The following is a 15,379-nucleotide window of genomic DNA, read 5'->3' as shown; positions in this document are numbered from 1 at the left end:
ATATCCGACAGCGTTATTACATTGAAAATGGCTCGCGCCGGCGGTTTCATTACGGCAACGCCTATATGTTTTACACAGCCAGCATTCCTTTCTTCCTTTCGCTGAAAGCTACCAGGTCCAGCAGCGGGCCGGTCATAAAGGTAGTGGCCAGCGCCATCAGTACCATCATGGCAAAGATGCCGGGCGACAGGATACCGAGATCATAACCGATATTGAGCACGACCAGCTCCATCAGGCCACGGGTATTCATCAGTGCGCCAATGGAAACAGATTGTCGCCAGGACTGGCCCATGAGCCGGGCTGTCAGGGCGCTGCCGCCAAATTTGCCAGCCACCGCTACCAGCATGATCATACCGCATATGGCCCACAGATGGGTTTCATTCAGCAGACCAATTTGTGTGCGCAGGCCGGTAAACACAAAAAATATCGGTAACAGCAACATCACGCTGACATCTTCCAGTTTATCCGTCAGCAGTTGTTTGATATTGGATTCCTGTGGCATAATTACCCCGGCGAGGAAGGCACCAAAGAGCGCGTGTATGCCGATGACTTCCGCGGCAAGGGCAGAGAGCAGCAACGTCAGGAAAACGGCTGAAATAGCCGCTTTTTCGCGTCCGCGAGCGAGATGCCGGTTCACCGTGCGGGCCAGCCAGGGCCTTACCATACTGAGCATGATCGTCACAAAAACGACGGACAGTACAATCGTAATCAGCGCACTGACCAGTCCTCCTGCTTTTACAATAGCTACTACCACGGCCAGGATACACCAGGCTGTTACATCATCGGCGGCGGCGCAGGTAATAGCCATGGTGCCTAAGGGGGTGCCGGTGAGTTTCCTTTCCTGTACAATACGCGCCAGTACCGGAAAAGCCGTAATACTCATGGCGATGCCCATAAACAGGGCAAAAGCGAGAAAGCTGACACCTGCCGGCGCAAAGTCGGTGAAGAGATAATAAGCCAGCCATACGCCCAGAAAAAAGGGCACGATGATGCTGGCGTGGCTGATCATCACAGCATCGTGCGCTTTGTTCCGGATTTTGCTGATATCGAGCTCCATCCCTACGATAAACATAAAGAAGGCGAGGCCTATCTGACTAAGGAACTGGAGCGTCTTCAGAGACTCTACCGGGAAGAGGAAAGCCGAAAAGGAGGGCAGGGTCCATCCCAGCAGGGAAGGGCCTAACAATACACCTGCTATGATTTCTCCCACCACGGCCGGCTGCTTTATTTTATTGGCCAGTATACCAAACAGGCGGGCTACCAGCATGATCACGATGATCTGCAGCAAGAGCAGGCTCAACGGATGTTTCAGGTTGTCGAGGTATTGCCACCAGTCGCTGGTAGCAGCGGCGTGTGGCGCCGTAGTGGCAGCAGCGGCAACGGGCGCCGCCTGTTTTACCGGCAGCAGTCTTCCCTGTTCGAGGATGACCCATATCAAAACCCCGAACACGCCAATGATAGCAGGGTAGAGGAGGAGGCGTTTTTTCATAAGGTGAATTGTAAAAGTAAATACGGATTTGCAGGTACACCTATTCTTTTCCCTGCAAATCCGTAATACTGTTATGTGTGATGATGGTTACAATCAGATGGCTGCGATACCGGGCAGTACTTTGCCTTCAAAGAATTCGAGCATAGCGCCGCCACCGGTAGACACGTAGCTAACTTTGTCGGCCAGACCGAACTGGTTAACCGCCGCTACAGAGTCGCCGCCGCCAACGAGAGAGAACGCGCCATTGGCAGTGGAGGTAACGATAGCGTCCGCAACACCTTTAGTACCTTTCTGGAATGCTTCCATTTCAAAAACGCCCATGGGACCGTTCCACAGGATGGTTTTTGAAGCCTGGATAGTTTCGCTGAAGAGGGCTACAGAAGCGGGTCCGATATCGAGGCCCATCCATCCGGCAGGGATGTTATCGTTCGATACCACCTGCGTAGCTGCGTCAGCAGCAAATTTATCTGCCGCTACAGAATCAACGGGCAGGATCAGTTTCACATTTTTGGTATGTGCTTTTTCCAGCAGTTCGTTGGCGAGGTCCAGTTTATCATTTTCACAGAGGGAGTTACCTATTTCCTTGCCTTGAGCTTTCAGGAAGGTATAAGCCATGCCACCGCCGATGATGATGTTGTTGGCGCGGTCCATCAGTGTTTCGATGATCAGGATTTTGTCGCTCACCTTAGCGCCACCGAGGATAGCGGTGAAAGGGGCTGTAGCGTTGTTCAGTACTTTCTCCGCGTTGGTTACTTCTGCTTCCATGAGGAGGCCGAACATGCGGTCCGGTTTAGCGAAGAACTGAGCGATGACAGCGGTGGAGGCGTGTGCGCGGTGAGCGGTACCGAAAGCGTCGTTTACATAAACGTTGCCCAGTTTAGCCAGTTGTTCCGCGAAAGAAGCGTCGCCTTTCTCTTCTGCTTTGTGGAAGCGCAGGTTTTCCAGCAGCAGGACTTCACCCATTTGCAGGTCGGCAGCGGCTTTTTCAGCTACAGGGCCTACGCAGTCTTCCGCAAATTTTACGGTAGTACCGCCCAGCAGGGAGATGAGGTGGTAAATGAGATGTCTTAAAGAGTATTTATCAGTAGGACCATCTTTCGGGCGACCGAGGTGGGACATGAGGATGACAGCCCCGCCATCTTTGAGGATTTTTTTGATGGTGGGAACGGCAGCCCGCATACGGGTGTCATCGGTAATTTCGAATTTATCGTTCAGTGGAACGTTGAAATCCACGCGCACCAAGGCTTTGCGGCCGTTGAAGTTATAGTCGGAGAATTTGCTCATATGTAGCGATTTAAGAGAAAGGGTTTAGCCATAAAAAAAACCGCGGGCCAACAGCACAAAGCGAGTGTCAACCAAATGTATCTGGCCTGGCTGCTGCTATGGTGTAGTTGTTCCGCGGAATGTAAAAAGTATCCCGGCATTGACTGCCGGGAATACGATCTGATTATTTGCTGATCAGGCCGGCGAAGTACTTCACAGTACGAACCAGCTGAGATACGTAGCTCATTTCGTTGTCGTACCAGGACACGGTTTTAACCATTTGGTGATCACCAACGGTCATTACTTTAGTCTGGGTAGCGTCGAACAGGGAACCGTAGTGGATACCGATGATGTCGGAGCTTACGATTTCATCTTCAGTGTAACCGAAGGATTCGTTGGAAGCTGCTTTCATCGCTGCATTCACTTCTTCTGCTGTTACTTTTTTGCTGAGGATGGTAGTCAGTTCAGTGAGGGAACCGGTGATGGTTGGTACACGCTGAGCGTTACCGTCCAGTTTACCTTTCAGTTCAGGCAGAACCAGGCCGATTGCTTTTGCGGCGCCGGTGCTGTTAGGAACGATGTTGGCAGCAGCAGCACGGGCACGGCGCAGGTCACCTTTCGGATGCGGTGCATCGAGGGTGTTCTGGTCGTTGGTGTAAGCGTGAATGGTTGTCATCAGACCGGTAACGATACCGTATTTGTCCTGCAGAACTTTGGCCATTGGAGCCAGGCAGTTGGTGGTGCAGGAAGCGCAGGAGATAACTGTTTCGCTACCATCCAGCAGTTCGTGGTTTACGTTGAAAACGATCGTTTTCAGATCACCGGTAGCAGGAGCGGAAATTACAACACGTTTTGCACCAGCGGTGATGTGCGCAGCAGCTTTGTCTTTATCAGTAAAGAAGCCGGTGCACTCGATCACTACGTCGATATCGTGCTCTTTCCAGGGAATTTGAGACGGGTCTCTTTGTGCATATATCTTCACATCTTCGCCGTTCACATTAATTGCGTTCTCGGAATGTTTAACTTCTGCATCAAACCTACCCTGCGCTGAATCATATTTCAGCAAATGCGCCAGCACGGTTGGGCTGGTAAGGTCATTGATAGCTACCACATCAATGCCGGGCATTTTGTAAATCTGGCGGTATACCAACCGGCCAATGCGGCCGAATCCATTAATACCAATTTTGAGAGTAGTTCCCATTTTTTGTCGTGATTTGAGTATGAAAAAATCGAAGGCGAATTTACAATCAATGCGTTTATTAATCAATATAAATTTGAGTTATCAAAATTTTTTTTGGAAATATAAAACAATAGTGTACTTTTGCAATCCCAAAACGATACGCCGCGTTGGTCAAGGGGTTAAGACGCCTCCCTTTCACGGAGGAATCACGGGTTCGATTCCCGTACGTGGTACGAAGAAAGCCGATCATTATGATCGGCTTTTTATTTTGTATCAGGTGTATATACATTTCCTTTCTTTCTTATGTTTTAATACTGCTATTGTTTTTCAGTAGCCCTTATTTTTCCGTCGACCGGAAATAAGTAATATCTTAAAATGAGTTTTGAATCACCCTATATGCCATGAAGCCTGATAACTCCCTTACTTTCTTTAGACGCTTAAAAGCCGAAACAGAGGCTAAATGGGCGCAATTAGCGCCGAATGATCCCTATGCCAGCATAGATCCCGGTACCAAATGGCTGCCTGGCCTTTCCGAAGAAGAGCTACACGCCTTTGAAAAAGAAATGGGGTTCCCGTTTCCGGAACCACTCCGTAATTTTTACCGCACGATGAATGGGGTGGACAGGCCGTTTATCTATACCTATGAGGATGGTTCCACATCGGAGGACAACAGGTTTTACTCTTACCCTCAGGATATAGGCCGTATTCGCAGTATGATTGCATGGGTGTATGAGGACTGTGGGATAACACCAGCCATTGCAAAAGCAAGGGGCATTTCCCGCATCTTTCCAATATGGGGCCATCGTTTTATGATGATTGATGAACCTGGGCATCCGGTGTTGTCCATGTATGGAAATGATATTATCTTTTATGGTTCCACCTTAGCAGCGCTTTGCAAGAAGGACCTCGGGTCTACACATGGTATGCGTCAGCATGGAGAGCCAACAGTCCGTTTCTGGTACCCTGGCTGGCAAAAAAATTTCAAAATGCCTAAGCGCAGACGCCGCGTTGGCGTGATGACCCCATGGCTGCGAGTGATGAAAAAGAACGTACTATTACAACACCGGGCAATGGGCTGATACCCTGCTGATAAATACCACACTCATTCCCTGTATAAAAATGCTACTTTTAATAGCATATACTTCAAACCGGCAACTTTATGGCAAAACGGAGAATGCTCAAAGATGTACTCCGCCTTTATCCTTTACGGCGTATTATGATCAGTCTGGGGCTTACAGCGCTCGCCTGGGCGATACTGCGAATATGCCGCGTGCCTGTCAGTCCGCTGGTGTTTTCCGTGCTTTTATGGGATGTATTTGCGCTCTCCTACATCGCTACTGCCTGGCTGGTATTTGTGCGGCGTAAGGTACCTGAAATTCGCGCATGGGCACGTATCGATGACGGTAGCCGTACTTTCGTGACTACTTTTCTACTGGTGTCTTCATTTGCCAGTATGATCATCGTGGCATTGGTCATGGTATCCAAAGAACCGGCCGACCCGGTTATTTACCTGCCGGTGGCTATTGTTGGTATCCTTTCTTCATGGGCGTTGGTACATACTACGTACAGCTTTCACTATGCCCACCTGTTTTATGATGATGATGAAAATGATGCTTCCCGTCATGCCGGCGGGCTCGACTTTCCCCAGGAGAAATATCCCGACTATCTGGACTTCGCTTATTTCTCTTTTGTGATAGGGATGACTTTCCAGGTATCAGATGTGGAGATCGGGAATCGTATCATCCGGCGTACGGTGCTGGTGCACGGACTGATATCCTACCTGCTCAATACGTTTGTGATGGCTTTGACAATCAACCTGATTGCAGGGCTGATTCACAAGTAAAATAATCTTGTTGATCATCTTTCGAAAAAATATTTGAAAAAAATTTTGCGATGTAAAACAATTCCCTATCTTTGCAATCCCAAAACGGAAATGCCGCGTTGGTCAAGGGGTTAAGACGCCTCCCTTTCACGGAGGAATCACGGGTTCGATTCCCGTACGTGGTACGAAGAAAGCCTGCAAATTTTGCAGGCTTTTTCTTTTTAGTGCAGCTGTAAATGGACGCATGCGTATTATCAGCAACTAAAATAGTTTGTTAGTTCACGCTGGTGAATATCCTCAGGACTTCTTCATAACCGGCAGGCACCCCTCCATTCTAATAGAACGCTGATTTGATTCCTAATGGGTTTATTGTTATATTCGTTTAAGTGCGCACAAATAAAGTTTCCGTGCTGTAACCCAAATAACCAGGAACAAACGTACACTCCCGACTCAAATATGACCAGGCACCATGTACAATTGTTCATCCACACCCTAAACTGATACTCCAAAATAAATCTGCATTTTGGCAAATAATGAACATATACAGCTGCTCGCATATTGGCGAAGCTCTCTTGCAGACGCATCCCGTGTAGAAATACCGGTGGGGAAATCCATTCATCTGCATAAAGCAGTTGTGGATTTCATAAAGGGGCATGTTTCGACGGAACATGCTGCTGTACTGATAGATAAAGCAGAGGCACAACTCAATGATCTAAAAGGACGAAAGGACAAGGAAGATCCGGAATGGGAATATCTGGATGAGACGAATATTTTAATAGCGCCTTTCCGCGTAAGTCCTGATCCGGAGTATACCAAGTATTCCGGAGAGCCTGATGTCAGCTATCCGTTTTGGATAAGAGCTGTAATAAACAGGAATGGTTTTTTAAAGCCACATGAAGATACTTTCCCCTATATTCCCCGGCCACATCTCGAGCCTCAGGTAAATGAAGCAGTAAACTTCATTTTTTCTGACGTGGATACGGTAGACGCGGCGTTTGCCATGCCTTTTTTGAATGAAGGCAGTTGGCCGGATTATCGAAATTATTTACAGGCTGTTTTCAGTAAGATTACAGGAATGTCTCTTTGGCAGTATACAGCAGCCAGTCACACTGTTGAATTTTCCTATACGATTGTAGTCTATGAGCCTTTAACGACAGCGGCAGATGGGATTATCAAATTGTATGATTACCTGATCCGGGAAAGAGAAGTGCCTGCACTATTGGAAAGGCTGGCTCATAAAGTTGAAACCCAACTTCGGCCACTAATGGCTGCAAATGAATTTGAACAGACGTTGGCCCTTCACCTGGGACAGATGGCTTACGCTTATCCGTTATCTGTATCTCAACGAAAGGCTTTATATCATCTGCAAAAGCTGGGCAATGGTGAAATTCTTGCAGTGAATGGCCCTCCGGGTACTGGTAAAACCACGTTACTGCAAAGTGTGGTGGCGAATGAAGTTGTACGGAGCGCCCTTAAAGGAGATGCGCCGGCTGTGATTCTTGCCTGCTCTACCAACAACCAGGCGGTTACTAATATTATCGATAGTTTTTCTGCCATCGTACCGAAGCCAGGACTGCTGTATGAGCGCTGGTTGCCCGGTATTAAAGGGTTTGGCCTGTACCTCCCGGCACAGGGAAAAAACGTGGCGCCGGATATTCCACATCTTAAACGTATTGGCGGACGCCTGGCGGGTGCACATATTGACAAGGAAAACGTCTCCTACCTCGCTACTGCCGAAGTTCAGTACATTGATAACTTTGAGCGTTGTATGGAGCACCAGGGTTTGGGTATTGAAGACATTACCCGGTTGCTGCAGGGCAGACTGAAAGAGAAGCAGGCACAAGTTGAAGAGGGCATCCGGTTGTGGCAACAGTATAAGACAATTCCCTCCCTTATCGAAACATTGAAACCGCATGCCGATATTAAGCTGTTTCACTACAATGAGCTGGATGAAGGACAACTTGAACAAATTGAATCCGCTCTCCGGGAGCTTGAACAAAAAATAGCTGATTACCTGGATAGTGAGTCTATCTGGATAAAACTCTTTGCCTTCCTTCGTTTTGTAAAGGAAAAAAGAGCTTTCCGGTTATCCGGGCTTTTTCGCGATTGTCCCTTAAGTTATGATATGGTGGACTTTTACCGTATGAACTCTTTTCACCATTTTTTTAATGAGAAACTGAAGTTGATACAACAGATCAGAAAGTATGCACAGCTCTGGAACCAGTGGAAAAAAGATTGTAGGATACATGCAAATCCACCTATCGATGATGAAGGATTTAAAGCAGCGGAACATAACCGGCAATTGTTCTTCTACGATGAGTTGGAAATGGGATTGAAATACGATATGTTTTATCTGGCTGTCCATTATTGGGAGGGCCGCTGGATACTGGCAGCAGGGGAGGTTGTTGCGGAGGATCGTGTTCGCAGAAATACAACGACCGATGCACAAAAACGTTGGCAACGATTTGCGATGCTAAGTCCCTGCTTTGTATCCACATTTTTTATGGCACCGAAATTTTTTACTTATTCAAAGCATATTAGCGGAAGTGGATCAGGAAGTGTTTGGGATACGCCACCTCTGGCGGCATTTATTGATCTGCTTATTGTCGATGAGGCAGGGCAGGTGTCACCGGAAGTCGGTGCGGCTACTTTTGCATTGGCGCGAAAAGCAGTAGTGGTGGGAGATACACTACAGATAGAGCCGGTATGGAATGTACCTGCCAAGGTAGACCATGCCAACCTCTTTCGCTATAATGTGATAGCCAATATTAACGACCAACATGAGATTGGTGAGTTGTTCACTAAAGGCTTTTTAAGCAGTTCCGGCAGTATCATGAAATTGGCGCAAAAGGCAACACCTTACCAGCTGTATCCGGATATGGAGCGGGGAATGATGCTAACAGAACATCGGCGTTGCTTTGATGAAATTATAACATACTGCAATAAACTCGCTTATCACGGACTATTGGAAGCTAAAAAAGGTCCTTCGAAAGGAGCACCGTTCGCACCCATGCAGTTTCAGCTTGTCAACGGTATCTCAGAAATGAGAGGTACCAGCAGGGCTAATCAGGAAGAAGCTGCTGCAATTGCAACATGGATCTTAACTAACCAGGAGCAAATTATTACCTACTATCAAGAGGTAGAAAATGCGTCAGCTATCAGGGAAAAGCGGGTTGTTAAGAAACTTCGGTTAGCAGATGTTGTCGGGATCATTACCCCCTTTACCGGACAAAAATATGAACTGGTCAAGACGTTTCGAAAATCGGGCATTAACTTGTCAGGACTGACCATTGGCACTGTACATGCGCTACAGGGTGCAGAACGCTCCGTCGTCTTGTTTTCTTCCACTTATGGTACCAACGACGTCAACAAGGCATATTTTTTTGACCGGGGCGTAAACATGCTGAATGTGGCCGTGTCCAGAGCAAAAGATGCTTTTGTCCTGTTTGGCTGTAAGGAAGTATTAGCGAAAAGCAATACAACACCTTCCGGCCAACTATACAGTTATATTAAATGGCTTACTGAAAGGGAAATGGCCCAGAATAGGGCTGTTACTCCTTCTCCGGCTTCCTGATAATCTTCTTCCGGTGCGCCTTTCCCCATTTGATCATCTCCAGAATAATATCCCCGAATGATCGGCAATAGCCGGTAGCCGTATATTCCACCACCACCGGAGAGGAGGGGGTGACCGTTCTTTTGATCAACTGATTCGCTTCCATTTCTTTCAGCTCCCGTGAGAGCATGCGTGTGGTGATGCCTGGAATACTGCGCTCTATCTCACGGAAACGCTTGTTGCCATTGCAGATGGAGTTGATAATGGGCAGCCGCCATTTTCCTCCGATAACATAAATCGTGTCCTGCAATGCCTGTAATTCATCCTTCTGATTGCGGGGATTACTCAGCACTTCGGCTATTTCTTCCAATCGTTTTATGTCTGTCATACTGGTATACTCTGTGATACTGGTTACAAAGTTATACCAATTCGCTCATACCTTTGCCATGAATTAAACATAAGAACCATGGAAACACTAAAAGGGAAGATAGCGGTAGTAACCGGCGGCAATAGCGGGATTGGTTACGCTACCGCCAAAGAATTGAAGCAGCAGGGCGCGACAGTCATTATTACAGGGCGACGGAAAGCTGCCATCGAAACAGCCGCGGCAGAACTGGGCGTAACCGGCCTCGTGGCAGATCAGGGAAACCTCAAAGACATAGAAAGCCTGGCCAACAATGTCAAAGCAACATTCGGGACGGTAGATATTCTGTTCATCAATGCCGGCGTCCTGGGGGGAGCGGCCATCGAACAGGCAACGGAAGAGGTATTTGACCAGGTAATAGATGTGAACTTTAAAGGTGCCTACTTTACACTGAGCCGGTTTATTCCTATCCTGAAAGAGGGCGCGTCCGTGATATTCCTGTCATCCAACACGGCCAGCATGAGTGTGGCCAATTCCTCCATCTACTCTTCCAGCAAAGCCGCTTTGAATGCGGTGATGAAAATTGCGGCGATAGAACTGGCGCCACGCAGGATCAGGGTGAATGCGATCAGTCCCGGCCCTATTGAAACAGAAATTCTGCATAAACAGGGATACGATGAAGCGCAACTCAAAGGCGTGAAATCGTGGATCGTTGACCGCGTTCCGCTGAAGCACATGGGAAAAGCCGATGACATTGGGAAGATGGTGGTACAGTTGTCCGGCGAAGCAGCTTCTTTTGTCACCGGGGCCGAACTGGTGATGGATGGCGGTATGAGCCTGTAGTTACCGGCCTGTGCTGTGGACTATTCAGACGGGTGGCTGTGGGGTGGTGCTTTCGGTTTTAGAAAAACTAAGCAGGGACTATCGTTCTGCTTTGATATTTTTGAAATATCAGGGCAACATTTAGTACTTTTATCCCACAGCCACTATTTTCCTGAATGCCATGATCGAACAGTTTATCTGGTCCGTCGCCCCATTGCGGTATCACCTCAAGAGGTATCTATATTGCCTGTTGTGTTGCCTGTCTGTCACATTCCCTGCCACCGCGCAGCAGGAAAATATTTCCTATCATTTCCGGCACCTCGATATCAGCAATGGCCTTGCCAGTAACCACGTTTCGGCTATCCTGCAGGACCGTAAAGGATTTATCTGGATCGCCAGCACCGCCCTGCAACGGTACGATGGTACCAATCTGGTGACCATGGCCAATTTCGACAGGGTGCCCGGCTCTATTTATTATGATGATATCTGTCTCTGTGAAGATAACCGCGGCCGCATATGGATGGGCACTCCGGACAACATTCGTGTATACGATCCGGTAACAATGGCCATCAGGACACTCAAAGTGGCCAACAGGGCGGAACTACCCGAAGGACTGCAATGCAGTAATATCATACAGGACCATAACGGTATCATATGGGCCACCACCCGCGATGGCCTCATGCAGTTTGATGAAGCGTCTTTCAGCTTTCACAAAGCTGCAATGGTACCCGAGGCAGACCGGCTTGAAATGCAGGACGGCATCATGGAAGATGAAGCCGGCAACCTCTGGATAAGCGGAACCGGGAACCTCTACATCCTGGACCGTGACAGGAAACAGCTGTTCTCACCGGCTAACAATCCCCGGCATCTGCCGGTATTGGATATCCACAACAGCTTTAAAAAGATATACACCGATAACCATCATCATATATGGCTTGCCGGCCGACAGGGCATCCTGTACCAGTACGATCCCACTGTCAATAAGCTGCAGGAATACCGCTTCAATACCCCTGAAGTCGATCATATTTTTGATGTGATGACGGATGGTAACAAAGACCTATGGGTGGCTACGGAAAAAGGCGGCATCTTCCGCTTCAATGATTCCCTGCGACGCTTTGATTTTAACATCTCCAGCAACAATACCGATGAACGTGGGTTTCACTACGACTATGAGGCCAATTGTATGCTGAGCGACCGTGAAGGCCACCTCTGGATAGGCACAGACCACGGAGTGAATATTCTCAGTATTCACAATACCTCTTTCCGGATGCTGGACCACCGCACCGTTTTTGAAAAGACAAAAGAACGGCTGCCGGCCGCGGAAGTAACAGGTATTTTTCAGGCCAGTAACGGAGACGTATATGTGGGATACTGGGGAAAAGGATTCAGCCGTTTGTCTTCCAGCCTGCAGCTGCTGGGCAACTACTTTCATGGGGAAGATACCACTACCACTATTCCGGAACAAAGAGGACTGGTATGGACCTTCGCTGAACTGAAAAATGGGATCATCCTCGTCGGACAGGAGAATGGTAACCTGTCGCTCTTTAACCCCGCTACGGGGCGATTTATCCGGCATCTCACTTCTCCGGCGTTGCATGAACAAACTTTGTTGCGCATGCTGGTACAGGGCGATACTTCTGTGTGGATAGGGCTTTACAAGCGCGGACTGGCCAGCTGGAATCCGCGTACCAATCAGTTTAACTACTACCATGAGATCACGGATTCCCTGAAGCGGCCTTTATCGGTGCTGCAGCTCGTGACAGAAGGAGATTCCCTACTGTGGCTGGCTTCCAGCGGCGGCGGATTGATCCTTTTTAATCCGCATACCCGCAGGATCGTCGCCCGCCAGAATTTTGAATGGTTGCAGCACAGCTATAACAATGTTACTTCGTTGGTGAGATTCAATGACAGCACGCTGCTGGCCGGAACGGACCATGGACTATGGATGTACAATACCCGCCAGGGCACTTATGTGCCCGTCAGAATTGATGGACAGCTCTTTGATGAATGGGTGTTGAATATACGGGAAGACACCCCGGAGAAATTCTGGTTTATCACACCCTATGGCTTTTACCGGTATACGATCCCCCGCGGCCGCCTTGAGACTTTTACGCAGAACGATGATATTATCGATAACTCCCGCAAGGTGCGTCGCCGCATTTCCTGGCTGAAAGACGGACGGCTGTTGGTGGGAGCCTCAGACCACTTTGTAGTATTTGAACCGAATAAGCTGGAGGTGGCGCCACCTCCGCCAGATGTGACCATCGTGAACATGAAGGCGCTGGACAGCATTGTGCTGATAGAAGAGGCGCTGCGGGATAATAAACCGGTAGAGCTGAATCATCGCCAGAATATCATCAGCATAGAATTCAAAAGTCTGTCTTATCATCAGGAGAAGATCCGCTATTTCTATCAGTTGGAAGGCTTGGACGAAGACTGGGTTAGTGCGGAAAATATACTGGTGGCCAAATACACCAACCTGGCCCCGGGGAACTATACTTTCCGGGTAAGGGCTGTCAATTCCGCCGGCACCACCTCGCTGCATATCAGTGAACTGAAAATATTTATCCGGCCGGCGTTCTGGCAAACGCCCTGGTTCCGTATACTGTGCCTGCTGCTGGCACTTGGACTGGTGTATCTGTATATTCGTCTGCGTATTGCCTCAGTAAAGAAAGAGGCCCGTGAAAGGGCGGCCATCCAGCAACAGATGGCTCAGCTGGAAATGAAAGCCCTGCGTGCTCAAATGAATCCGCATTTTATTTTCAATGCGCTGAACTCCATTCAGACATTTATGATGAAGAGCGAGACAGAGCAGGCGCTCGCTTACCTCGCGCGTTTCGCACGACTGATCCGGAACGTGCTGGACAACTCCCAGCTGAACAACATACCGGTGTCTAAAGAGGTCAATATGCTCACCAACTACCTGGAACTGGAAAAACTGCGTTTTGCAGATGCCTTTGAATATGAGTTTATCGTAGACCCTGAACTGGAACCGGATTTTGTGGAGATACCCACCATGATCCTGCAGCCTTTTGTGGAAAATGCTATCTGGCATGGTATTCTGCATATCCCTGACCAGGGAAAAATCAGGATCATGTTTGCCCGTATAGGCGACAGGGTATTATGTACTATAGAAGATAACGGCATCGGCAGGGTCAGGTCGGCAGCGCTGCGAAAAATGGATAAGCAACACTACTCACGCGGGCTGCAGATCACACGCGACAGGTTACAGTTATACAACAGCCGCTTTAATATGGATGCCAGTTTTGATATTGAAGATCTGAATGATGGAGCCGGAAATGCCACCGGGACAAGGGTTAATATCTGGTTCCCTTATGTACATGAATAAATCAATTACAAATTACGAATGACGAATTAAGGGCCCGCTTATTGGAAGTTTGTTTAGTCACCTCTCTAAAAGATAGCCCTCAATTCGTCATTCGTAATTTGTAAATCGTAATTTATCTCAGCCCGATCTCATAATGTCTTTCCGGGATTTCTATATCCAGGAATCCTTTTTTGAGCAACCAGTTTTTGAAGATAACCTGCACGTCATATTCACCATGTACGAGGAATAATTTTTTGATGTCGGTCGGGTTCTGGCAGGCGAGCCACTGGCTGAGGTCTTCATAGTCGCCGTGTGCGCTCATGGAGCGGATAACGCCTACTTCAGCTTTCACTTCGTAGCGGGTACCGTAGATAGACACTTCCTTCGCACCGCGCATCAGGCGGCCACCGAGTGATTGCGGTTCGCAATAGCCCACAATGAGAATGGTATTCCTTTCTTCGTCGATGTTGTTGGCGATGTGGTGCTTTACGCGACCGGCTTCCGCCATTCCCGAGGCAGAGATGATCACGCAAGGCTCTTTGCGGAAGTTAAGTCCTTTGGATTCGTCTACAGATTTTACGTAGTGTAATCCCGGAAAATCAAATGGATCGTCATCACGTTTCAACACGTCAGATACTTCGCGGTTAAATACTTCCGGATGTGCTTTGGTAACAGCAGTAGCTTCAGTAGACAGTGGGCTGTCCACGAAGATGTCTACGCTTGGCAGGGTACCATTCAGCTGTGCTTTATTCAGTGCATACAGCAGTTCCTGTGTACGACCTACGCTGAAAGCAGGGATAATCAGCTTACCTCTTTTTTCCACACAGGTTTCTTTGATGTAACGCAGTAATTCTGCATCGGCGGGAGCCGCGTCGGCATGCAACGTGCTGCCATACGTAGACTCGATGAGGATATAATCTGCCTGTGGGAAGGTAGCGGGTGATTTGAGGATGGCGTCATTGTACCGGCCGATATCACCGCTGAAGGTAATCTGTTCCGTTTTGCCGTTTTCTGTGATACGCAGATGTACCGAGGCGGCACCTACGATATGACCGGCATCGGTGAACATGATTTGTATATCCGGATCAATGTTGATCCAGGTGTTATAGTTGTTGACAGGTTTGAGAAAACGGATCGCGCTTTTGGCATCTTCCACGGTGTAGAGCGGGAGCACATATGGTTTGCCTTCGTTTGCTCTTTTTTTGTTGGTGAACTTCACATCATCTTCCTGTATTTCTGCGGAGTCGAGGAGCAGGATTTCCGTCATGTCGCGGGTACCGGGCGTGCAGTAGATATCACCGTTGTAGCCCATTTTCACCAGGCGGGGAATCAGGCCGGAGTGGTCGATATGGGCATGCGAGAGGACCATATACGTAACTTCAGCCGGGTCAAAACCAAAGTCCCTGTTCAGGTCATCGGTTTCGGGGCCCATGCCCTGAAACATGCCGCAGTCTAACAAGACCTTCTTTCCGTTCTTTAGTGTAATAAGATGTTTGGAGCCGGTAACGGTGCGGGCCGCACCATGAAATGCTATTTTCATATCCTTGATTTAGGGTGA

10 protein-coding genes and 2 tRNA genes are annotated in these 15,379 nt (G+C 48.4%); 7 read left to right on the top strand and 5 right to left on the bottom strand.

Going from position 1 to position 15,379, the window contains the following annotated elements:
* Nucleotides 1–70: 70 nt before the first annotated feature.
* From ICL55_RS07900 to gap, 3 genes are all read right to left on the bottom strand, one after another.
* Nucleotides 71–1,489 carry a cation:proton antiporter domain-containing protein gene (locus ICL55_RS07900; protein ID WP_188095828.1) on the bottom strand — a complete coding sequence of 473 codons (1,419 nt, stop codon included), beginning with the start codon at nucleotides 1,487–1,489 and terminating at the stop codon, nucleotides 71–73.
* Between the two features lie 93 nt (nucleotides 1,490–1,582).
* Nucleotides 1,583–2,773, bottom strand: a complete 1,191-nt coding sequence (locus ICL55_RS07895) for a phosphoglycerate kinase (protein ID WP_188095826.1) — start codon at nucleotides 2,771–2,773, stop codon at nucleotides 1,583–1,585.
* Between the two features lie 163 nt (nucleotides 2,774–2,936).
* Complete coding sequence (gene gap / locus ICL55_RS07890; RefSeq protein ID WP_188095824.1) at nucleotides 2,937–3,953, bottom strand: type I glyceraldehyde-3-phosphate dehydrogenase; 1,017 nt, start codon at nucleotides 3,951–3,953, stop codon at nucleotides 2,937–2,939.
* A gap of 140 nt (nucleotides 3,954–4,093) precedes the next feature.
* Here gap and ICL55_RS07885 point away from each other — a divergent pair.
* The 5 genes from ICL55_RS07885 (at nucleotide 4,094) to ICL55_RS07865 (ending at nucleotide 9,328) form a co-directional block, all read left to right on the top strand.
* Nucleotides 4,094–4,165: transfer RNA gene (locus ICL55_RS07885), tRNA-Glu, on the top strand.
* 168 nt (nucleotides 4,166–4,333) lie between these two features.
* Nucleotides 4,334–5,011, top strand: a complete 678-nt coding sequence (locus ICL55_RS07880; RefSeq protein WP_188095822.1) for an SMI1/KNR4 family protein — start codon at nucleotides 4,334–4,336, stop codon at nucleotides 5,009–5,011.
* A gap of 80 nt (nucleotides 5,012–5,091) precedes the next feature.
* Nucleotides 5,092–5,775: a DUF1345 domain-containing protein gene (locus ICL55_RS07875; protein WP_246496196.1), complete on the top strand. Its 684-nt coding sequence runs from the start codon at nucleotides 5,092–5,094 to the stop codon at nucleotides 5,773–5,775.
* 92 nt (nucleotides 5,776–5,867) lie between these two features.
* Nucleotides 5,868–5,939: transfer RNA gene (locus ICL55_RS07870), tRNA-Glu, on the top strand.
* 338 nt (nucleotides 5,940–6,277) lie between these two features.
* Complete coding sequence (locus tag ICL55_RS07865; RefSeq protein WP_188095820.1) at nucleotides 6,278–9,328, top strand: DEAD/DEAH box helicase; 3,051 nt, start codon at nucleotides 6,278–6,280, stop codon at nucleotides 9,326–9,328.
* Here the strand turns inward: ICL55_RS07865 and ICL55_RS07860 are convergent.
* Nucleotides 9,306–9,695, bottom strand: coding sequence for a winged helix-turn-helix transcriptional regulator (locus tag ICL55_RS07860; protein WP_188095818.1), 390 nt, complete (start codon nucleotides 9,693–9,695; stop codon nucleotides 9,306–9,308). The genes ICL55_RS07865 and ICL55_RS07860 overlap by 23 nt on opposite strands.
* A gap of 78 nt (nucleotides 9,696–9,773) precedes the next feature.
* Between ICL55_RS07860 and ICL55_RS07855 the strand changes: the two genes are divergently transcribed.
* The gene (locus tag ICL55_RS07855) at nucleotides 9,774–10,514 is read left to right on the top strand and encodes an SDR family oxidoreductase (protein ID WP_188095816.1); all 741 of its coding nucleotides are present in this window, start codon (nucleotides 9,774–9,776) and stop codon (nucleotides 10,512–10,514) included.
* A gap of 160 nt (nucleotides 10,515–10,674) precedes the next feature.
* Complete coding sequence (locus ICL55_RS07850; RefSeq protein ID WP_188095814.1) at nucleotides 10,675–13,842, top strand: ligand-binding sensor domain-containing protein; 3,168 nt, start codon at nucleotides 10,675–10,677, stop codon at nucleotides 13,840–13,842.
* 112 nt (nucleotides 13,843–13,954) lie between these two features.
* On the opposite strand, the gene ICL55_RS07845 is transcribed toward ICL55_RS07850, so the two are convergent.
* Nucleotides 13,955–15,361 carry an MBL fold metallo-hydrolase RNA specificity domain-containing protein gene (locus tag ICL55_RS07845; RefSeq protein WP_188095812.1) on the bottom strand — a complete coding sequence of 469 codons (1,407 nt, stop codon included), beginning with the start codon at nucleotides 15,359–15,361 and terminating at the stop codon, nucleotides 13,955–13,957.
* Nucleotides 15,362–15,379 lie beyond the last annotated feature (18 nt).

The organism is Chitinophaga varians, from assembly GCF_014529945.1.
GTDB lineage: Bacteria > Bacteroidota > Bacteroidia > Chitinophagales > Chitinophagaceae > Chitinophaga > Chitinophaga varians.
The sequence above is the reverse complement of the archived record's forward strand: the minus strand, read 5'-3'. Positions and strand labels throughout refer to the sequence as shown.

Bases quoted from the DNA above. Each gene is read 5' to 3' on its own strand.
- ICL55_RS07895 (WP_188095826.1), bottom strand. From the start codon at position 2,773: ATGAGCAAATTCTCCGACTATAACTTCAACGGCCGCAAAGCCTTGGTG.
- ICL55_RS07855 (WP_188095816.1), top strand. From the start codon at position 9,774: ATGGAAACACTAAAAGGGAAGATAGCGGTAGTAACCGGCGGCAATAGC.
- ICL55_RS07860 (WP_188095818.1), bottom strand. From the start codon at position 9,695: ATGACAGACATAAAACGATTGGAAGAAATAGCCGAAGTGCTGAGTAAT.
- gap (WP_188095824.1), bottom strand. From the start codon at position 3,953: ATGGGAACTACTCTCAAAATTGGTATTAATGGATTCGGCCGCATTGGC.
- ICL55_RS07900 (WP_188095828.1), bottom strand. From the start codon at position 1,489: ATGAAAAAACGCCTCCTCCTCTACCCTGCTATCATTGGCGTGTTCGGG.
- ICL55_RS07880 (WP_188095822.1), top strand. From the start codon at position 4,334: ATGAAGCCTGATAACTCCCTTACTTTCTTTAGACGCTTAAAAGCCGAA.
- ICL55_RS07875 (WP_246496196.1), top strand. From the start codon at position 5,092: ATGGCAAAACGGAGAATGCTCAAAGATGTACTCCGCCTTTATCCTTTA.
- ICL55_RS07845 (WP_188095812.1), bottom strand. From the start codon at position 15,361: ATGAAAATAGCATTTCATGGTGCGGCCCGCACCGTTACCGGCTCCAAA.
- ICL55_RS07850 (WP_188095814.1), top strand. From the start codon at position 10,675: ATGATCGAACAGTTTATCTGGTCCGTCGCCCCATTGCGGTATCACCTC.